At 63.7% G+C, this 18,829-nt stretch carries 18 protein-coding genes; 7 read left to right on the top strand and 11 right to left on the bottom strand.

Annotation, left to right across the window (positions count from 1 at the left end):
- Positions 1 to 5: 5 nt before the first annotated feature.
- The 5 genes from F2P44_RS12155 to F2P44_RS12135 all read right to left on the bottom strand — a co-directional run bounded on the left by F2P44_RS12155 (position 6) and on the right by F2P44_RS12135 (position 5,913).
- Positions 6 to 1,403: an alkaline phosphatase gene (locus F2P44_RS12155; protein WP_167086963.1), complete on the bottom strand. Its 1,398-nt coding sequence runs from the start codon at positions 1,401 to 1,403 to the stop codon at positions 6 to 8.
- A 26-nt stretch (positions 1,404 to 1,429) separates the two neighbouring features.
- Complete coding sequence (locus tag F2P44_RS12150; RefSeq protein ID WP_167086962.1) at positions 1,430 to 2,869, bottom strand: alkaline phosphatase; 1,440 nt, start codon at positions 2,867 to 2,869, stop codon at positions 1,430 to 1,432.
- A gap of 232 nt (positions 2,870 to 3,101) precedes the next feature.
- A complete protein-coding gene (locus F2P44_RS12145) occupies positions 3,102 to 3,428 on the bottom strand; it encodes a hypothetical protein (RefSeq protein WP_167086961.1) in 327 nt (108 codons plus the stop codon).
- Between the two features lie 134 nt (positions 3,429 to 3,562).
- Entirely contained in the window at positions 3,563 to 4,171 is a 609-nt protein-coding gene (locus tag F2P44_RS12140) for a lytic transglycosylase domain-containing protein (protein ID WP_370662681.1), read from the bottom strand.
- Positions 4,172 to 4,179: 8 nt separating this feature from the next.
- Positions 4,180 to 5,913, bottom strand: a complete 1,734-nt coding sequence (locus F2P44_RS12135; RefSeq protein ID WP_167086960.1) for a proline--tRNA ligase — start codon at positions 5,911 to 5,913, stop codon at positions 4,180 to 4,182.
- Positions 5,914 to 6,117: 204 nt separating this feature from the next.
- On the opposite strand from F2P44_RS12135, the gene F2P44_RS12130 reads away from it, so the two are divergent.
- Positions 6,118 to 6,726, top strand: a complete 609-nt coding sequence (locus F2P44_RS12130; RefSeq protein ID WP_167086959.1) for an RNA pyrophosphohydrolase — start codon at positions 6,118 to 6,120, stop codon at positions 6,724 to 6,726.
- A gap of 183 nt (positions 6,727 to 6,909) precedes the next feature.
- Positions 6,910 to 7,335 (top strand): DUF1841 family protein, encoded by a 426-nt coding sequence (locus tag F2P44_RS12125; RefSeq protein ID WP_054268428.1) that lies wholly within the window; start codon positions 6,910 to 6,912, stop codon positions 7,333 to 7,335.
- An 88-nt stretch (positions 7,336 to 7,423) separates the two neighbouring features.
- On the opposite strand, the gene F2P44_RS12120 is transcribed toward F2P44_RS12125, so the two are convergent.
- From F2P44_RS12120 to F2P44_RS12100, 5 genes are all read right to left on the bottom strand, one after another.
- On the bottom strand, positions 7,424 to 8,899 hold the full coding sequence (locus F2P44_RS12120; protein WP_167086958.1) for an amidohydrolase family protein: 1,476 nt from the start codon (positions 8,897 to 8,899) through the stop codon (positions 7,424 to 7,426).
- Positions 8,900 to 8,948: 49 nt separating this feature from the next.
- Positions 8,949 to 10,103, bottom strand: coding sequence for a helix-turn-helix domain-containing protein (locus F2P44_RS12115; RefSeq protein ID WP_229423515.1), 1,155 nt, complete (start codon positions 10,101 to 10,103; stop codon positions 8,949 to 8,951).
- A 7-nt stretch (positions 10,104 to 10,110) separates the two neighbouring features.
- Positions 10,111 to 11,631, bottom strand: coding sequence for a SulP family inorganic anion transporter (locus F2P44_RS12110; RefSeq protein ID WP_167086956.1), 1,521 nt, complete (start codon positions 11,629 to 11,631; stop codon positions 10,111 to 10,113).
- A 112-nt stretch (positions 11,632 to 11,743) separates the two neighbouring features.
- Positions 11,744 to 12,085, bottom strand: coding sequence for a c-type cytochrome (locus F2P44_RS12105; protein WP_167086955.1), 342 nt, complete (start codon positions 12,083 to 12,085; stop codon positions 11,744 to 11,746).
- A gap of 10 nt (positions 12,086 to 12,095) precedes the next feature.
- A complete protein-coding gene (locus F2P44_RS12100; protein ID WP_167086954.1) occupies positions 12,096 to 12,416 on the bottom strand; it encodes a c-type cytochrome in 321 nt (106 codons plus the stop codon).
- Between the two features lie 176 nt (positions 12,417 to 12,592).
- Between F2P44_RS12100 and F2P44_RS12095 the strand changes: the two genes are divergently transcribed.
- The 5 genes from F2P44_RS12095 (at position 12,593) to F2P44_RS12075 (ending at position 17,670) form a co-directional block, all read left to right on the top strand.
- Positions 12,593 to 13,459 (top strand): AAA family ATPase, encoded by an 867-nt coding sequence (locus F2P44_RS12095; protein ID WP_054268423.1) that lies wholly within the window; start codon positions 12,593 to 12,595, stop codon positions 13,457 to 13,459.
- Positions 13,459 to 14,067: a GNAT family N-acetyltransferase gene (locus F2P44_RS12090; RefSeq protein WP_167086953.1), complete on the top strand. Its 609-nt coding sequence runs from the start codon at positions 13,459 to 13,461 to the stop codon at positions 14,065 to 14,067. Before F2P44_RS12095 ends, F2P44_RS12090 begins: the two co-directional genes overlap by 1 nt.
- Positions 14,061 to 15,230 (top strand): vWA domain-containing protein, encoded by a 1,170-nt coding sequence (locus F2P44_RS12085; protein WP_167086952.1) that lies wholly within the window; start codon positions 14,061 to 14,063, stop codon positions 15,228 to 15,230. Before F2P44_RS12090 ends, F2P44_RS12085 begins: the two co-directional genes overlap by 7 nt.
- Positions 15,231 to 15,371: 141 nt before the next feature.
- Entirely contained in the window at positions 15,372 to 16,547 is a 1,176-nt protein-coding gene (locus F2P44_RS12080) for a cation:proton antiporter (protein ID WP_167086951.1), read from the top strand.
- 1 nt (position 16,548) lies between these two features.
- A complete protein-coding gene (locus F2P44_RS12075) occupies positions 16,549 to 17,670 on the top strand; it encodes a YbdK family carboxylate-amine ligase (protein WP_167086950.1) in 1,122 nt (373 codons plus the stop codon).
- A gap of 140 nt (positions 17,671 to 17,810) precedes the next feature.
- On the opposite strand, the gene F2P44_RS12070 is transcribed toward F2P44_RS12075, so the two are convergent.
- Entirely contained in the window at positions 17,811 to 18,809 is a 999-nt protein-coding gene (locus tag F2P44_RS12070) for a gamma-glutamyl-gamma-aminobutyrate hydrolase family protein (RefSeq protein ID WP_167086949.1), read from the bottom strand.
- Positions 18,810 to 18,829 lie beyond the last annotated feature (20 nt).

Raw genomic sequence — 18,829 nt, 5'->3', positions numbered from 1 at the left:
CGCCGTCAGAAACCGAAGGCCGCTTTCATCAGATGAAACACCTTGGTGTTTTCCATCGTCCCCCTGAACACGCCCGAGCCGGCGCCGGTGGCGAACAGCTTGACGTCGCCGCCGCCGTGGGTTTCGCCCTTCAGGCGCACGCCGGTCTCCTGATGGTAGCTGTCGGCCAGCGCCGTGGCGCTGTCGACATCCACCCGCTGATTGAGGCGGTTCGGGCCATTGCCGAACACCAGCGCGGTGTAGGTCTTGCCATCGGCATCGCGCGCCGGCTGGCCGTCGTCCACATTGCGCACGATATCGAGAATCGGATTGCCGCGCCGGGCGTACCCGTTCATCACGATCGTATGGTCGTGGTCCGCCGTGACCACCAGCAGCGTATTGCGCAGGCCCGGATCGAGCGCCTCCATCTTGTCGAGTGCCGCCTTGATGGCATCATCGAAGCCGATGGTTTCGGCCAGCGCATTCTTCACGTTCGAATCGTGCAGCGCATGATCGATCTTGCCGCCTTCGACCATCAGGAAAAAGCCCTTCGGGTTGGCGGCCAGCAGGTCGATCGCCTTGGAGGTCATCTGCGCCAGGGCCGGCTGGCCGGCGCGCCGGGCCAGCGCGTAATCGAGGTGGCTCACATCGCTGTAGATGCCGACGAACTTCCTGCCCTGCGGCGCGGCCTGCATCTGCTCCGCATTGGCCGCCACCGTGTAGCCGCGCGCCGCGAATTCGGCCAGCATGTCGCGTCCGTCGGCGCGGCCCTTCGGATTGCGCGCCGCGTCGAACGGCGTGAAGTGATTGCGCCCGCCGCCCATCAGCACATCGACGCCATCCTTCAGCGCCGGGTTGTAGCCGGCGCCGCCCGGCACGATCTGCGCCGCGATCGAATACGCCATGTCGCGGTCGCACACATGCGAAAAGGTCGACGCCGGCGTGGCGTGGGTCAGTTCCGTAGTCGTGATCGAGCCCACCGACTTGCCGCTGGCCTTGGCCAGTTCGAGGATGGTCGCCGCCGCGCGCCCGTTGCCGGCCGGGCAGGCATCGATGCTGGCGTTTCCGTTGGCATCCTTCTGCGGAGCGAAGGGCTTGGCGTCGGCCATCGAGATGACATCGTTGTTGATCTTGATGCCGGTCATGTAAGCCCCCATCGACGGGGCGCTGTCGGTGGTCTGGGCGTCGTTCGAATAGGTCTTGATGCGCGCCGAGCGCTCCATCCGCTCGAAGTGCAGCAAGCCCTCTTCCTTGTAGCGGTAGATGCGCGCGGCGGTGATGGTGGTCGGCCCCATGCCGTCGCCGAGGAAGAAGATGATGTTTTTCGCGGCCGGCGCGGTGGTGGACGATGCGGCGGCCGCGAAGGAAGGCGCCAGCGCGCACGCAGCGGCCAGCAGGAGCAAGGGAAAGCGGGAAGGCGTCATGGTCAGTCTCATAAATGGGGCGCGGCTTACCAGCCTGCGGCCGCCTTGATCAGTTCAAACACGCGGGTGTTATCGATGGTGCCGCCGAAGCGCGCAGCGCCGGCGCCGATCGCGCCGAGGTACACATCGGTGCCGCTGTGGGTCTCGTAACCGGGCTCGGTGCGCACCACGGCCTCCTGGCGGTAATCGTCCGCGCTCACCTGGACGTCGGTCAGGTGCGGCGCCGCGCCACGGCTGCCCTGCACGCGTTTTTCGCCATTGCCGAAACCGATGATGGTAAATGGCGCGCCATCGGCATCGAGCTTGATCTCGTTGTTATCGACGCGGCGCATCAAACCCAGCACACCCGGTTCGGACGGCGTGGTCTTGCCGGTGCGGCGCGCGTAGCCGTTCAGGAGCAGCGAATGATCGTGATCGGCGGTGGCCACGATCAGCGTGTTTTTCAGGTCCGGATCGATGCTGCGCATCTGCGCGATGGCCGCCTTGAGGGTATTGTCGAACACGACCGTCTCCTGCAGGGCGCGGCGCGCGTTCGAATTATGCAGCGCCAGGTCGATCATGCCGCCCTCGACGACCAGGAAGAAGCCTTTCGGATTGTTCGCCAGGATGGCGATGGCCTTGCCGGCCATCTCGGGCAGGCCCGGTTCCTTGGCCGCATCGCGCATCGAATCGAAGCTCATGTCGTGCGTGGTGAACAGGCCGACCAGCGGCTGGGTGGACGTGGTGTCGACCGCCTTGAGCTGGGCGCTGTCGGCGACCGCGCGATAGCCCTGCGCGGCCAGTTCGGCCAGCAGGTCGCGCCCGTCGCTGCGCTTGCCGCCCTTGGCCGTGGTGGTGAAATGGGCGCTGCCGCCGCCGAGCAGCACATCGAGCCCGCGCGGGCCGAGGGCCGCGTTGTAGCCGGCGCCGCCCGGAACGAGGGCGGCAGCGATATCGTTTTCCATGGCGCGATGGCACACGTGCGAAAAGACCGCGCCCGGGGTGGCATCGGTGACGCGGGTGGTGGTGACCACGCCGACCGACATGCCGCGCTGTTTGGCCAGTTCGGCCAGGGTGGCGACGGGGCGCCCGCCAGTGCAGCGGCCGGCCAGCTTGTTGCCGGCGGCATCGAGGGCTGGAGCGGCGGGCGCCGTATCGGTGCTCATCGACAGCACATTGTTATTGACCTTCACGCCGGTCATATAGGCCGACATGGACGCGGCGCTGTCGGTGACCTGGGCGTCGTTGGAAAAGGTCTTGATGAAAGCCGATTCGGGCAAGGTATCGAGGGTCAGCTGGCCATCCTCGCCGACGGCGTAGATACGGGCAGCGGTCAGGGTATTGATACCCATGCCATCGCCGAGGAAGAAGATGATGTTTTTCGCTGGCGCGTGGGTGATGGCCGGGGCCGTGGCCGGCGGCTGGACGCTGGCGCATCCCGCCAAGACCGCCAGCGCGGACGCTGCGGCAAGAAGAGTCAATCGCATGTGCACTTTCGTGAGCTCGGAGAAAAAAAGCAGTCTACACCGCCGGCCACCGCCGCGCCTAACCGGGGTCAGCGCATTAACTTGCCCTATTCGCCAAAATCTCCTACAAGCGGCATCGAGCCTCCTACAACCGGGGTCTGACCTCTGATTAGAAATCTTTCCCGCATCCTACAACCGGGGTCAGAGCTCTGATTAGAAATTTTTCCGGTGCGTCAGCAGGGGGTGGCGTTGATCATTTGCCCATCCACTTGTGCATCAGGCGTTTTTTGATGGCCGCGCGTTCGTGCGGGTTCTGTCCCCTGCGCTCGGCGCCCCACTCCGCCCACTTCACCTGCTCCCTCAGAGGACGGTAAATATGACCGTCCTTATCCATCGCCCAGACGTTACTGACCTCACGTTCCAGCACGGACAGATGGGCTTCCAGGCCATCGGGCAAGGCGCAGGCCAGCGCTTGGCGTTCCCGGGTACGGAAGCGGCGATGCCAGGCCTTCTTGTCCCAGCGCTCACTGCTCGATATACAAAGACCCTTGATGGGCTTTTGGCGACGACTACGGCTCAAGATTGGGCAGGCCTCAATGTAGGATTTAGAGTGTCGGGCAGGCAAACCGGGGCTGCCTTGCTGCGCCAGCCGCCGGTTTTGCAATTCATTTCAGATTAGAGCTCTGACCCCGGTTGTAGGGGGACTCCGCGTTTTTAGCTAGGAAATTTCCACTTTTCCCAGGCGGCGAGCACTGAGTTGGGGTAGGCGGGCTTGCCGCGGCTGCCGTTGTAGCGGCCCAGCGCCAAGTAGGTGTTGCCATTCTCCATGTCGAGGTACATGCGCAAGATCGAGCAGCCGTAGCGCAAGTTCGTTTGCATGTGGAACAGCTTGCTGCGGTCGCTGTCGCCGATCACGTTGGTCCAGAACGGCATCACTTGCATGTAGCCGCGTGCTCCCACCATCGAGACGGCATACTTGCGGTACGCCGATTCGACCTGGATCAGCCCCAGCACCATCCCCGTATCGAGCCCGGCACGGTTCGATTCGTACCAGACCGATTGCAGGAATTCGAGCCGCACCTGGTCGTCCGGCAGCTTGCGCTTGAGCCGGTCCGACATCGCCGCCAGCCATTGCTGGTAGCGCGCCCGCCCCGCCTCGTCGCGAAACACGGGCTGCGGCGGATGCGTGTCCTTGATCGCGTTCGACAGCGCCAGCCGCACCGAGTCGGCCATCGCTTCTTCTTTCTGGTTGCCGGCCCAGGCCGACCAGGAACACAGCAGCCCCGCCGCCAGCGCCAACTGCGCCAGCGTATTGACAATCACCGACGCGCTCACTGGCTCAATTTGCCTTTGATGAACTCGACCATGCCGGCCACCGGCACGGCGGTCGCCTCGGCATCGCGCCGGCCCTGGTATTCGAGGTTGCCTTCCTTCAGGCCACGCTCGCCGATCACCACGCGGTGCGGCACGCCGATCAGTTCCCAGTCGGCGAACATGGCGCCCGGACGCAGCCCGCGGTCGTCGACGATCACGTCCACCCCGGCCGCTTGCAGCGCCGCGTACAGGCTCTCGACTTCAGTCTTGACCATCTCGCTGCGGTCCATCCCCATCGGGCACAGGACCACTTCGAACGGCGCGATCGCGGCCGGCCAGATGATGCCCTTGTCGTCGAAATTCTGCTCGATCGCCGCGCCCAAAATACGCGTCACGCCAATCCCGTAGCAACCCATCTGCAGCGGCGCAGGCTTGCCGTTTTCGTCCAGAAAAGTAGCTTTCATGCTCTCGGAGTACGAGGTCCCGAGCTGGAACACGTGACCGACTTCGATCCCGCGTTCGATCGCCAGCACGCCCTTGCCGTCCGGCGAAGCGTCGCCTTCGACCACGTTGCGCAGGTCGGCAACAAGCGCTTCCGGCAGGTCGCGCACCCAGTTGGCGCCCGTGTAGTGGAAGCCTTCTTCGTTGGCGCCGCAGACGAAATCGGCCATGTTGGCAACCGTGCGGTCGGCCACGATGGTGACCGGCTGCTTGGTGCCGATCGGACCCAGGTAGCCGGGAATGCTGCCGTAGCAAGCCAGGATTTCGGCTTCGGTGGCGAAGCGGTGCGTGGCCAGGCCGGCTACTTTGCCGACCTTGATCTCGTTCAGTTCATGGTCGCCGCGCAGCAGCAGCATCCAGTTTTCCAGCACCTGCTTGCCGGCGACTTCCTTTTCCACCGTCAGGGCGATGGTCTTGACAGTCTGCGACAGCGGCAGCTTGAGCATCTCGGCCACGCTCTCGCACTTGGTGGCGCCCGGGGTGGCGGTCTTGGTCAGCGGTGCGGCGGCGGCGGCGCGCGCGGCGGCCAGCGGCAGCGCTTCGGCCGCTTCCATGTTGGCCGCGTAGTCGGAGGTCGGGCAGTAGACGATGGCGTCTTCGCCGGTGCTGGCGATGACGTGGAATTCGTGCGAGCCGGAGCCGCCGATGGCGCCGTTGTCGGCCGCCACTGCGCGGAATTTCAAGCCGAAGCGGTTGAAGATGGCGGTGTAGGCGTCGTACATGATCTGGTACGAGACCTTCATGCTCGCTTCGTCGCGGTCGAAGGAGTAAGCATCCTTCATCGTGAATTCACGCCCGCGCATCAGGCCGAAACGCGGACGGCGCTCGTCGCGGAACTTGGTCTGGATGTGGTAAAAATTGAGCGGCAGCTGGCGGTAGGACTTGATCTCGGAGCGCACCACGTCGGTGATGACTTCTTCCGACGTCGGCTGGATCGCGTACTCGCGGCCGTGACGGTCTTTCACGCGCATCAGTTCCGGGCCCATCTTTTCCCAGCGCCCGGTTTCCTGCCACAGCTCGGCTGGCTGCACGAGCGGCATCAGCATTTCAATGCCGCCCGCCTTGTTCATTTCTTCACGAATAATCGCTTCGACCTTGCGGATCACGCGCAAGCCGGTCGGCATGTACGTATAGATGCCGGAGCCGAGGCGCTTGATCATTCCTGCGCGCATCATCAGCTGGTGACTGACGATTTCAGCGTCGGACGGTGCATCTTTTAAAGTTGAAATAAAAAAACGGGAGGCACGCATATCGGTGAATTCTTTTTAAAAAGAGAGGGTTATAATCAACCTAATTTTAAAGGATTAGCTGGCTGATGCGTCCAATCTTTATACAAATGGGCCCGTTTGACGCGGTTCCCGCCGTTTTCGTACCCCGAAAGCCTGGCGGGGGCCAGAATTTGTGGGTAAATATGTAAGAAGGACGCGCGCTGGCAGAAAGTTTCGAGGTGCACTATGCTCGACCGTGAAGGGTTCCGGCCCAACGTCGGCATCATCCTGCTGAACGCCCATAACGAGGTGTGGTGGGGCAAGCGGGTGCGCGAGCACTCGTGGCAGTTCCCGCAAGGGGGCATTAAATACGGTGAGACACCGGAACAGGCAATGTATCGCGAACTGGAGGAAGAGATTGGCTTGCGCCAGGAGCATGTGAAGATTGTGGGACGCACCCGCGACTGGCTGCGCTATGAAGTGCCCGACCATTTTATCAAGCGCGAGATTCGCGGCCACTACCGGGGGCAAAAGCAGATCTGGTTCCTGTTGCGCATGTGCGCGCGCGATAACGACGTCAACCTGCGCCTGACCGACCATCCGGAATTCGACGCCTGGCGCTGGCACGATTACTGGGTGCCGCTCGATGTGGTGATCGAGTTCAAGCGCGATGTCTACCAGCGCGCCCTGCAGGAATTATCGCGTTTCCTGACCTGGCCGGCCAACGGCGGCCATACGCACGAACGGCGCCACACGGCCCGTTACCTGCGCCAGCCGCACGCGCCGCGCCAGCCATCTCCGGAACAGCCCTGCGCTCCGGAAGCGGAGCTGGTACTGGTGCCGGGCAAGGAATAGCAAGTAATCGCAACACCCGACGGCGCTTCACGGCGCCGTTTTTTCACCCTCGGAGTTGCACATAAGGCAAGCCAGCGCGCCAGCATCGCACCCTTGCCCGCCCCGGGTCATTGGACGGGCCGGGACGGCGCCGCGGCGATGGCGGTACAATGTGGCCTACCTCATTTGCCTGTCCCGCCAACCATGTTCACCCCCTCTTCCGACGATGTGCGCCGTTTTTTCTGCGAAGCCTACCGCAAGCAGCGCAGCGGCGAGATTCTCAGCCCGATGGACGCCATCGCCGCCGACTGGATCGTCCAGCACCCCGAATATGCCGATGTACTGTCCGACGCCGAGGCGGCCCTGGCGCGCGATTACTCGGTCGATGGCGGCCAGGCCAATCCCTTCCTGCACCTGTCGATGCACCTGTCGATCGCCGAGCAGGTGTCGATCGACCAGCCGCCCGGCATCCGCGCCGCCTGCACTGCGCTGACCCAGCGCCTGGGCGCGCACGACGCCCATCACGAAATCATGGAATGCCTGGGCCAGATGATCTGGACCTCGCAGCGCAACGGCGTGCCGCCCGACAGCGTCGCCTACGTCGAATGCGTGCGCGCGCGCTGCGCGTGACCCTGCCCAAACCGTCATTCCTGCCATCGGCAGAAATGACGGTTTGGAGGATAACGATTTTTAGGTGCTGTATCGCGCTTAAACCACGCTATTTATAGTCGGCGGCCAGCGCCTCCCGCGCCGTCTGCTGCCCCCGCACCCACACCGTCACCACGCTGTCATACGCGCTCACATCCTCCAGCGGCGAGGTTTTCATCAGCAGCAGGTTGGCCGCCTTGCCCACTTCAATCGATCCAAGTTCGGCATCGAGCTTGAAAGTGCGCGCATTGTTGATGGTGGCCGCCTTGAATATCTGCGCCAGCGACAGGCCGGCCGCGTGCAGCTGCCGCATCTCGCGGTAGCCGTTCAGGCCGGGCAGGTTGCCGTACGTCGGCGACGATGGCGTGTCCGAGCCGAACACGAAATTGGCATCCCGGCTGGCCAGATACGCCACCACTGCGCGCTGGCGCCGCAGCGGTCCTTCCATGCCCTGCATGACGGCGGCATCGTCCTCCCCCTCGGTCACTTCGGGCTTGAACCACTGCCCTTGCGGCGTGGAAAACCAGGCCAGCAGCGACGCCGGCACCACCTTGCGCAGCGCCGGATCGTTCAGGTAGCCCGGTTCCACATAGGCGCGCAGTCCGTACAGCACCTGCATGGTCGGCTGAAAACCGGTGCGCCGCCCGGCGATCTGGTCGAGCAGCGCCTTGATCTGGTCCGGCAGGCCGGCCTGGCCATTCAGCGCGCCCCAGTGCCACATGCCGTGCGCCAGCACGTCGGCCTTGCCGGCCACCGCGAACGACTGCGCCTCGAACGAATTGGCGTGGGTGACCAGGACCTTGCCGGCTTGCGTGGTGGCGGCCCGCACTTCGGCAAATTTGGCGGTGCTCATCACCGGCAGGTTGCGGTTGGCCCCGAAGCCGCGCTCGAAGTGGGTCTTCACGCAAATGCCGCCAGCCTTGACCACCCGCGCCACCCCGGCGGCCACGGTGTGGCTGGACGGGGCAAATTCGGCCGGCACGGTGGTCGGCATGGCCGGATCGAACAGGAAATTGCCAAAACTCTTGAAGCGCGTGTCCGGCGCCATGAACGACATCGGGTAGCCGTTGGCCAGCACCAGCGCTTCACCGCAGTGGAATACGTCCGGATGCAGTGGCTCCTTGCGCAAGCGCTCGATCACGCCGTAGTCCGATACCGCCAGGTCGATCACGCTGGTAAAGCCGTGATACAGGAAGGAACGCGGCATCTGGCGCAAGTAGTTTTGCGCCAGGCTGTCGCCCGACGCGCCCTGCTCCATGCTCATGCCCGGCACGGCGTGCAGGTGCACATGGGAGTCGATCAGGCCCGGCGTAAGATAGTAGCCCTTGCCGTCGACCACCTTGGCGCCGCTCGGCGCCGCCCCGGACGGCCCGCGTTCGACCCGGGCGATGCGCCCGCCGTCGATCAGCACACTGCCCGTTTCGATGCGGTCGAGCTTTTCCGGAGAGACCAGTTTGACGTTGGAGATCCAGATCCGGTCGGCGCAAAAGGCCGGGTTGCACAACATCAGGGTGGCCAGGCAGGCCGACAACAGGGTGCGTTTCATGAAAACTCCGTGGCTGTGAGTGAAGGGTGAATGGACCCATTTTCACGATTTAGCCCGGGAGAGTCGTCCCAGATGATGATTCGGCACCTGTTTCCGGGCCCGCGCCGGCGCCGCCACGGCGACATTCGGACGGGGTCAGGCCGGTCTGCTTCTTGAAGGCGCGGTTCAAGGTCGTCTTGCTATTAAAGCCACATGCGAGCGCCAGGTCAAGGATGCTGGCGCTGGCCTTGTCGGACGCATGCAGCGCCAGTTTGAGCGCGTCGACCCGGTAGCGGTTCAGGTATTCCTGCAGGTTGACGCCGCAGGCATCGTTAATCAGTTGCGACAGTTCGTGCGGCGTCATGGCCAGCAGCGCGGCCAGTTCGTCCAGGGTCAGTTCGCCGTTGCGGTAAACCTGGTCGACTTCCATACACCGTTTCAGTGCATCGAGAAAGCTGGCGCGGTCCGGTTCCGACAGCCGTTTGTTGGCGTAGCGCGGCGCGGGTTCAGGCAAGGTGGCGGGCGCCGGCAGGTGCTCGCGGTAGCCGAGCGGCAGGCGGATCGCCAGGAACGCAGTCGCATACACAAAACAGGCCAGCGCGATGGCGCCCAGCGCATCCGACGACAGCGGCAGCGCGATGTCGAGCAATTCGATGCCGAAGGCGGCCACGCTGCCGGCCGCGCCAAGCACCCAGATCCGGGTCAGGCGTGCCAGGCCGGCGGCCAGCGGGCCGTTTGCAGCGCCGCGAATCAGGCGGTAGCTGGCCACCACATACCAGATGAATAGCAGCGTTTTCACGAGCACCGACACGCCGATATACCACGGCAGCGCCGGGCGGTGCTGCATCCAGGCCAGCTTGACCGCAGCGCTTTGCAGGTAAAACGGCAGCATGGCGGCCGTCGCCAGGAAAAATGGCGCCCCGTGGAGCCAGTCGCGCGCGCGCAGGCGCTGTCCGGTCAGGACGCTGCGCAGATATAAATACAGCAGCGGCCCGCTCAGCAAACCGATGGTGGCAATCGCCAGGGCGCTGTGCGGATAAGTTGTATACAGGCGGTTGATCCCGAGCCAGGCATGGCCGATGACGGCCACGCTCCCCAGCAGCAGGGCGGCCAGCAGCCGGTTGGCTCCGCGCAGCTCGGCCTGGCGCGCCGCCAGCAGGGCAAGCGCGAGGAACACGCCCTGCCCCATGGCCAGCAGCAGGAGCAGGGAGAGCGCAGTGTGCATCATCGATTCAGGCCAGTTTATCGTCGGCGATGCGGTAGCGCGGATCCTCGGCCAGGTTCACCTCGATCATGTCGCGCGCGCTTTCCAGCAGCTCGCGGCAGTCGGGACTGAGGTGGCGCAGGTGCAGGTGCTTGCCGGCCTGGCGGTAGCGCAGCGCCAGCGCGTCGATGGCCTGGATCGCCGAATGGTCGACCACACGCGCGCGCGCAAAATCGATCACCACGTCCTGCGGATCGTCCTTTGGCGCGAACAGCTGGTTAAATTGCGCAACCGAGGCGAAAAACAGCGTTCCTTCGAGCGCGTACACCCGCTCGCCCTGCTGGCCGGGATGGATGGCGGCCCGGATCCGCTTGGCGTGCTCCCACGCGAATGCCAGCGCCGAGACGATCACGCCGGCGACAACCGCAATGGCCAGGTCGAAGATCAATGTGAGCACCGCCACCAGCAGGCCGACCGCAATATCGGCGCGCGGCACCTTGCCGAACAGGCGAAAACTGCCCCAGGCGAAGGTCTTCTGGCACACCACGAACATCACGCCGATCAGGGCGGCGAGCGGAATGCGCTCGATCCACTCGGACGCGAACAGGATGAACGAGAGCAGGAACACGGCGGTGGCGATGCCCGACAGGCGCCCGGTGGCGCCGTTGTTCACGTTGATCATGCTCTGGCCGATCATGGCGCAGCCGCCCATGCCGCCGAACAGGCCGGTGACCACATTGGCCACGCCCTGCGCCATGCTTTCGCGATTGGGCTGGCCGCGGGTGTCGGTAATGTCGTCGATCAGCGTGAGCGTGAGCAGCGATTCGATCAGTCCGACGGCGGCGAGCACCAGCGCATACGGGAAGATGATGCGCATGGTGGCCCAGTTGAACGGCACGTCGGGCAGATGAAAGAGCGGCAGGCCGCCCTTGATCGAGGCCAGGTCGCCCACGGTCCTGGTATCGATGCCGAGCGTAGCGACCAGCACCGACACCAGCAAAATACCGGCCAGGGTCGAGGGAATGGCGCGGGTCACGCGCGGCAGCAGGTAGATCACGGCCATGGTCAGCGCCGCCAGGGCGAGCATTGTATACAGTGGCGCACCCGCCATCAACTGCTGCGCGCCGTCCGGCCCCGTGACCTTGAAGTGGCCGAACTGCGCCATGAAAATCACCATCGCCAGGCCGTTCACGAAGCCGAGCATCACCGGATACGGCACCATGCGGATGAATTTGCCCAGCCGGGCGGCGGCGAACAGCAGCTGCAATACTCCCATCAGCACCACCGTGGCGAACAGGTATTCGACGCCGTGCGAGACCACCAGCGCCACCATCACCACGGCCAGCGCGCCGGTCGCGCCCGAAATCATGCCCGGCCGCCCGCCGATGGCCGAGGTGATCAAGGAAACCATGAAAGCCGCGTACAACCCGGTCAGCGGCGACACATGCGCCACCAGCGCGAACGCAATCGCCTCGGGCACCATGGCCAGCGCCACGGTCAGGCCGCTGAGCAGGTTCGACTTGAGGTACTGGGGCGATAAAGTCGGCAAGGCGGCTCCGGGGACAATCGAACAAGGGGACAAAAACAAAGCGCCTCCCACCTTCCCGGCGAGGAGAAGATGGAAGGCGCCTTGGTGACAGCGTCGGTATTGCCGGTGCGGTTTAGCGCTTCAGGACCAGGTCCGACGGAAGGCTGTGCAGGTAAGCGGCGATATCGGCCATGTCCTGGTTGGACAAGTCGGCGACATTGCTGGCCATGCTAGAGTTGTTACGGCCGTACGGGCCATCGCCACGCTTGTAGGCGATCAGCGCGTGCTTGAGGTAATCGGCGTGCTGGCCTGCCAGGCGCGGGTAGATCTCGTTGGTCGGCTTGTTAAAGTCGGCGCCGTGGCACGATGCGCAGGTGCGCTTCTTGACCAGGGCTTCGCCGTTGGCGATATTGCCGCCGGCGGTGGCGCTCAGGGAAACAGCGCCGCAGAACAGGGCGATCATCAGTTTTTTCATGGCTCTGTCCTTATTTTTTCACTTGCTGCGAATAGTAGGCAGCAGCGTCGGCGATGTCCTGGTCGGACATGCTGCCCGCGATACCGCGCATCGAAGGGTGCTTGCGCTCGCCCTTCTTGTAGGCGTTGAGCGCGTTTTCGATGTACTTGGCCGACTGGCCGCCAATCATCGGCACCGAATAGACTTCAGGGAAAGTCGCTTTGTAACCGGGGATGCCGTGGCAGCCGATACATTGTTCAACTTTTGCAGCCTTGGCGTTTCCAACGATGTCCGCTGCGGCGGACACGTTCGCGACGCAGGCGAGCACGAGGAGTGCGATGAATTTTTTCATGGTGGCGAGGGTAAGTGATAATCGGGTATCGCACGTGCAAAATTATTATGTTTTGCACTATCAACCTGAGATTTTAACCGAAGTGAAGTGACCCGTCCACTTTCACGGTGTTGCAGTGCCGCCCTTCCGGTTCTGGCATATACTCCAAATAATTCCACTTTTGACCAGACACGCACATGCACGCATCGCATTCGCAGGCGCACCGCTTCCAGGGTTCGGACAGTTACGTCGCCACCGCCGACCTGAAACTGGCGGTCAACGCCGCCCTCACCTTGCAGCGTCCCTTGCTGATCAAGGGCGAGCCGGGCACCGGCAAAACCATGCTGGCCGAAGAAGTCGCCGCCGCGCTGAACATGCCGCTGATGCAGTGGCATATCAAGTCCACCACCAAGGCCCAGCAAGGCCTGTACGAGTACGACGCGGTATCGCGCCTGCGCGATTCCCAGCTCGGCGACGAGCGTGTGCGCGACATCCACAACTACATTGTCAAGGGCGTGCTGTGGCAGGCCTTTACCGCGCCCGAGCCGGTGGTGCTGCTGATCGACGAAATCGACAAGGCCGACATCGAGTTCCCCAACGACCTGCTGCGCGAACTTGACCGCATGGAGTTCTACGTCTACGAGACGCGCGAAATGGTCGTGGCCAAGCACCGCCCCCTGGTGATCATCACCTCGAACAATGAAAAAGAGCTGCCGGACGCGTTCTTGCGGCGCTGCTTCTTCCATTACATCAAATTCCCCGACAAGGATACGATGGAGCAGATCGTCAAGGTGCACTACCCGACCTTGAAACAGGACTTGCTGGCGCAGGCGCTGCAAAGCTTCTACGAAGTGCGCGACGTGCCGGGCCTGAAGAAAAAGCCCTCGACCTCCGAATTCCTCGACTGGCTCAAGCTGCTGCTGGCCGAAGACATCCCGGCCGAAGCGCTGCGCAGCCAGGACGCCAAGGCCATCGTGCCGCCGCTGCACGGCGCCCTGCTCAAGAACGAGCAGGACGTGCACCTGTTCGAGCGCCTGGTCTATATGTCACGGACCAACCGCTGATGATCCAGGTCGACGCCCTCACCCTCGAATTCAATGGCGTGCGCCTGGAGCCGCTCTCGCTCGCGCACGCGGACGGCTTGCGCGCGGCCGCCAGCGACGGCGAACTGTGGAACATCCGCGTCACCTCGGTGCCGGAACCGCAGGACGTGGAGCCGTACATCCGCAACGCCCTCGAGATGCCCGACCGGCTGGCGTTTGCCGTGATCGACGCCTCCAGCGGCCTTGTGATGGGCACCACCAGCTACCACGACATCCTGCCCAAGGTCGACCGGGTGGAAATCGGCTGGACCTGGTATGCCAAAAGCCGCCAGCGCAGCCACGTCAACACCAGCTGCAAACTGCTGCTGCTCTCGCACGCCTTCGATACGCTCGGCTGCGCGGTGGTGGGCCTGCGCACCGATAACTTCAATCACGCCTCGCAGGCCGCCATCGAGCGCCTTGGCGCCAAAAAAGATGGCGTGATCCGCCACAGCGCCCTGCGCCGCGACGGCACCGTGCGCGACACGGTCATGTACAGCATCGTGCGCGGCGAATGGCCCGAGATCAAATCGCAGCTGCATTACCAGCTGCAGCGCGCGGGAGCGAGGGGGGAGAGCATAAGGTGCTGATCGACTTCTTCTTTTCGCTCAAGGATGCCAAGATCCCGGTCACGATCAAGGAGTTCCTCACGCTTCTCGAAGCGATGGAGCGCAACGTCGTCGGCGCCTCGATGGACGACTTCTATTATGTATCGCGCCTGACCCTGGTCAAGGATGAAGCGCACTACGACAAGTTCGACCGCGCCTTTGCCCAGTATTTCAAGGGCATCAACGCCGCCTTCGAGACGAATGCCGCCATTCCGCTCGACTGGCTGGTCAAGCGCATGGAGCGCGAACTGTCGGACGAGCAGAAACGCCAGCTCGAAAAATTCGGCTACGACAAGCTGATGGACCGCCTGAACGAACTGCTCAAGGAACAGAAGGAGCGCCACGAAGGCGGCAGCAAGTGGATCGGCACCGGCGGCACTTCGCCGTTCGGGAACGGCGGCACCAATCCGGAGGGCGTGCGCATCGGCGGCAAAGGCGGCAACCGTACCGCGGTCAAGGTGTGGGAACAGCGCGCCTACCGCGACTACGACGCCGAACGCGAACTGGGCACGCGCAACATCAAGGTCGCGCTGCGGCGCCTGCGCAAGTTCGCGCGCGAAGGCGCCGAAGACGAGCTGGCGCTCGACGCCACCATCCAGGCCACCGCCAACAACGCCGGCTACCTCGATATCAAGATGCGGCCGGAGCGCCGCAACAAGGTCAAGGTACTGATGCTGCTCGACGTGGGCGGCTCGATGGACGACCATATCGAACGCACCGAGGAACTGTTCTCGGCGGCGAAGACCGAGTTCAAGAACATGGAGTTCTTCTACTTCCATAACTGCGTCTACGACTACCTGTGGAAGAACAACCGGCGCCGCAACGCCGAACGCTTTCCAACCTGGGACATCCTGCGCAAGTACCCGGCCGACACCAAGCTCATTTTCGTCGGCGACGCCACCATGAGCCCCTATGAAGTGCTGCATCCGGGCGGCTCGGTCGAATACAACAACGAAGAAGCCGGCGCCGCCTGGCTGGCGCGCTTCTGCACGGCGTTTCCCAAGTTCGCCTGGCTCAATCCCGAGCCGGAAGGGGTGTGGCAGTACCGCCAGTCGATTTCCGTGATCCGCCAGATTGTGAGCAACCGCATGTTCCCGCTGACGATCGAAGGGCTGGAACGCGCCATGCGCACCCTGAGCAAATAAGGGGCAGGCCAGCCTTTGCGGCGCTTCCCGCCGCGCATGATTGTGATTTGGGCAACATTTTTCGTTATGCGGAATCGTGCGCGCGGCATGGTCTTGTAGAATCTTGCGGCACCCATCGACCCGATGGAACGAAAGGAATACATGCCCGATCTGCTGACGATCCTCACCAATCTCGCCTGGCCCGTTGCGATCTGTCTCGCGTGGATGGCCGGCGAATTCGGCAAGCGCTGGACCGGCCTGCCGCGCATCAGCTTCTACGGCATCGTCGGCTTCGCCCTCGCCAGCACCCAGACCGGCGTGCTGCCGCCCTCCGGCGCCGGCCCGGTCCTGGTCATGGCCGATATCGCCTTCGGCCTGATTCTGTTTGAACTGGGCTACCGCATCAACCTGCGCTGGCTGCGCACCAATCCCTGGTTCGGCATGGCCGCGCTGGTCGAAGCGCTGGGCACCTTCGTCGCCGTCTATTTCGTGGCCATGTGGTTCAACGTCACCACCATGACCGCGCTGATGCTTGCCTCGCTCGCCATGTCCACCTCGCCCGCCACGGTGGTGCGCATCATCAATGAACAGCGCAGCTCCGGCCAGGTCACCGAACGCGTGCTGCACCTGTCCGCGATCAACTGCGTGCTGTCGGTATTTACGTTCAACGTCATCGTGGGCTTCTGGATCTTCCACAGTTCGTCCGACATCGGCGACGCCACGATCAACAGCCTGGTGGCGCTGTTGATGTCGGGCGTGGTCGGCGCCCTGTTCGGCGTGGTGGTGCCGGCGCTGCTGCGCCACCTGGGCAACCTGGCGCAGGACGCCACGGTCGGCTTTGCGCTGGCCGTCATCTTGCTCGTCTCGATCACCTACACCACCCAGCTCTCGCCAGTGGTGGCCACGCTCGCCTTCGGCCTGACGGCGCGCCACCGGCGCGTGGCCTTCAGCCAGGCGCAGCGCAATTTCGGCGCCCTCGGCGAGCTGCTCACGGTGCTGCTGTTCGTGTACGCCGCATCGACCCTGGAATGGCGCGAAGTGTTCGCCGGCGGCGCGCTGGCCGTGACGGTGGTGATCGTGCGCCTGGCCACCAAGACGCTCGGCGTGACGGTGTTCTCCAAGTTGTCCGGCATTTCCTGGCGCAAGGGTGCGCTGACCGGCCTCGCGCTGGCGCCCGTGTCGGTGTTCGTGATTTTGCTGCTCGAGCATGCGCGCCTGCGCGGGATCGACGTGCAGGAACTGCGCTCGATGGCCGCGGTGACCATGCTGCTCGAAGTATTCGGCCCCATCATCATCCAGCGCGCCCTGATCTGGGCCCGCGAAACCACGGAGGCCTGAGATGGCGCTTGAACCGTTTGCCCAATCGAAGGCACTGACCTTTGGCGTCGAACTGGAGCTGCAACTGGTCAGCCTGTCGGACTTCGACCTGACCGCCGCCAGCCCGGACTTGCTGCACCTGCTGGCGCAAAAACCCTTCCCCGGGAATGTGACGCCCGAAATCGCCGAGAGCATGATCGAGATTAATTCGAGCGTGCATTCGAGCCACCTGCCGCTGCTGGCCGAACTGCTGGAGATCCGCGACATCCTGGTGGCCGCGGGCGACCGCCTCAATATCGGTTTGTGCGGCGGCGGCACGCATCCGTTCCAGCACTGGTCGGAGCAAAAGATCTTTCCCAAGCAGCGCTTCCAGGAACTGTCGTCGCTGTACGGCTACCTGGCCAAGCAGTTCACGGTGTTCGGGCAGCACGTGCACATCGGCTGCGCCTCGGGCGACGATGCGATGTTCCTGCTGCACTCGCTGAACCGGTATATTCCGCACTTTATCGCGCTGTCGGCGTCGTCGCCGTTCGTGCAGGGGCACGACAGCCTGTTCGATTCGGCACGCCTGAATTCCGTGTTCGCGTTTCCGATGAGCGGACGCGCGCCGTTCACATTGAGCTGGGACGAGTTCGCGAATGTGTATTTCGCGAAGATGGAACGCACCGGCATCATCAAGAGCATGAAGGATTTTTACTGGGATGTGCGGCCCAAGCCGGAGTACGGAACCATCGAGCTGCGCGTGTGCGACACGCCGCTGACGGTGGAACGGGCGGCGGCGCTGGCCGGGTATCTGCAAGCGCTGTGCCGGCATCTGCTGGAGCGGCGCGAAGAGCCGCCGGTGGAAGATGACTACCTTGTGTATAACTTCAACCGCTTCCAGGCGTGCCGGTTCGGGCTCGATGGGGCGATTACGCATCCGAAGACGTACGAGACGATGTCGCTGCGCGAGGATATCCTGACTACGCTGCGCAAGTTGGAGCCGCATGGCGAGGCGCTCGGAAGCCTGGGCGCGCTGCGGCATTTGTCGACGGCGGCGCAGGAGGCGAGCGATGCGACGTATTTACGCAGGCAGTATGAGGAACAGGGGAGCGCGGAGGGGATGGTGAATGCGGCGATCAGGCGGTTCCGAGGCAAGCGCTAACAACCGCCGCTTTTGCTATATCCACCGCCAAACCTGCCGCACCAACCTCCGTCGTTCATGGCGCCGCCCACAACGACGGAACGAACTTGGGTTCCCGCCTGCGCGGGAAGTCGGTTCTGGCAATGCCAGAGACGACGATGCTAGAGCCGCGTCTCGCGCGCGGCGCGCAAAAACTCATCCAGAATCGGCGTGCAATCCAATAAATCCACCCCGCCGGCCCGATGAAACTCCGGGTGCCACTGCAATCCCATCACAAAATTCGCCCTTTGATAGCGGATCGCTTCGATGATCCCATCCGGGTCCGACATCGCCTCGACCAGAATATCGCGCCCCAGGTCCTTGACCGCCTGGTGGTGAATCGAATTGACTACCGGCCGCCGCACATCCGGGAACATGCGCCCCAGCGACGACCCCGAGGGAAAAATCACCTTGTGCCGGTGCGCGTCGTAATCGCTGTGCACGTGCGCGTGCGCCGCCGGCACATTGGTCGCCACATCCTGGTACAAGGTGCCGCCGAACGCCACGTTGATCAACTGGCAGCCGCGGCAAATCCCCAGCACCGGCTTGCCCGCATCGACGAATTCGTGCAGCAGTTCGAGTTCGTACACATCGCGCGCGCGGTCGCCGCTCCACTCGGGCCGGGTGGGGCTTTCCGAATACGTCTGCGGCGACACGTCGGCCCCGCCCTGCAGCACCAGGCCGTCCAGATGGCGCGCGTAATGACGCAAGGTGATATTGCTCGGATGGAGAAGGCCGTTGGTATTGACCGTCGGGATCATAAATACCAGCACATCGCGCGACATCACCCACTGCGCGATCGACTCTTCCAGGTATTGCAGGTTCTTGCTGCGTAGCCCCGTCGACCCGGGCTCCGGATGAAAAATCCGCGCCGAGACGCCAATGCGCAGGGTGCGGCGCATGAAATCGCGCCCGATCCTGTCGCGCAGATTGCGCCAGCGCGAGGCCAGCACGCGGCGCGCCAGCGCCAGCGGCGTGTCGCTGTCCTTGTGGTAGCGCGGCAGCGCGTCGGAACGGCGGTCGGGCACGCGCGCCGCATGGACGCCATCCTTGTCCTGCTCGGGAGCAGGATCAGGAACTGGAACAGCGCTTGGCTGCAAGGGCTTGTCGGTATCGGGCATGCCTTAAATATAGCGCTCCC

Source organism: Massilia frigida (assembly GCF_011682175.1).
Lineage (GTDB): Bacteria > Pseudomonadota > Gammaproteobacteria > Burkholderiales > Burkholderiaceae_D > Telluria_A > Telluria_A frigida.
Note: the sequence above shows the minus strand (reverse complement) of the source record. Positions and strands in the feature narration are given on the sequence as shown.

Coding starts and splice junctions, on each gene's coding strand:
- F2P44_RS12155 (WP_167086963.1), bottom strand. CDS start 1,403: ATGACGCCTTCCCGCTTTCCCTTGCTCCTGCTGGCCGCTGCGTGCGCG.
- F2P44_RS12150 (WP_167086962.1), bottom strand. CDS start 2,869: ATGCGATTGACTCTTCTTGCCGCAGCGTCCGCGCTGGCGGTCTTGGCG.
- F2P44_RS12135 (WP_167086960.1), bottom strand. CDS start 5,913: ATGCGTGCCTCCCGTTTTTTTATTTCAACTTTAAAAGATGCACCGTCC.
- F2P44_RS12130 (WP_167086959.1), top strand. CDS start 6,118: ATGCTCGACCGTGAAGGGTTCCGGCCCAACGTCGGCATCATCCTGCTG.
- F2P44_RS12125 (WP_054268428.1), top strand. CDS start 6,910: ATGTTCACCCCCTCTTCCGACGATGTGCGCCGTTTTTTCTGCGAAGCC.
- F2P44_RS12120 (WP_167086958.1), bottom strand. CDS start 8,899: ATGAAACGCACCCTGTTGTCGGCCTGCCTGGCCACCCTGATGTTGTGC.
- F2P44_RS12115 (WP_229423515.1), bottom strand. CDS start 10,103: ATGCACACTGCGCTCTCCCTGCTCCTGCTGCTGGCCATGGGGCAGGGC.
- F2P44_RS12105 (WP_167086955.1), bottom strand. CDS start 12,085: ATGAAAAAACTGATGATCGCCCTGTTCTGCGGCGCTGTTTCCCTGAGC.
- F2P44_RS12100 (WP_167086954.1), bottom strand. CDS start 12,416: ATGAAAAAATTCATCGCACTCCTCGTGCTCGCCTGCGTCGCGAACGTG.
- F2P44_RS12095 (WP_054268423.1), top strand. CDS start 12,593: ATGCACGCATCGCATTCGCAGGCGCACCGCTTCCAGGGTTCGGACAGT.
- F2P44_RS12090 (WP_167086953.1), top strand. CDS start 13,459: ATGATCCAGGTCGACGCCCTCACCCTCGAATTCAATGGCGTGCGCCTG.
- F2P44_RS12080 (WP_167086951.1), top strand. CDS start 15,372: ATGCCCGATCTGCTGACGATCCTCACCAATCTCGCCTGGCCCGTTGCG.
- F2P44_RS12075 (WP_167086950.1), top strand. CDS start 16,549: ATGGCGCTTGAACCGTTTGCCCAATCGAAGGCACTGACCTTTGGCGTC.
- F2P44_RS12070 (WP_167086949.1), bottom strand. CDS start 18,809: ATGCCCGATACCGACAAGCCCTTGCAGCCAAGCGCTGTTCCAGTTCCT.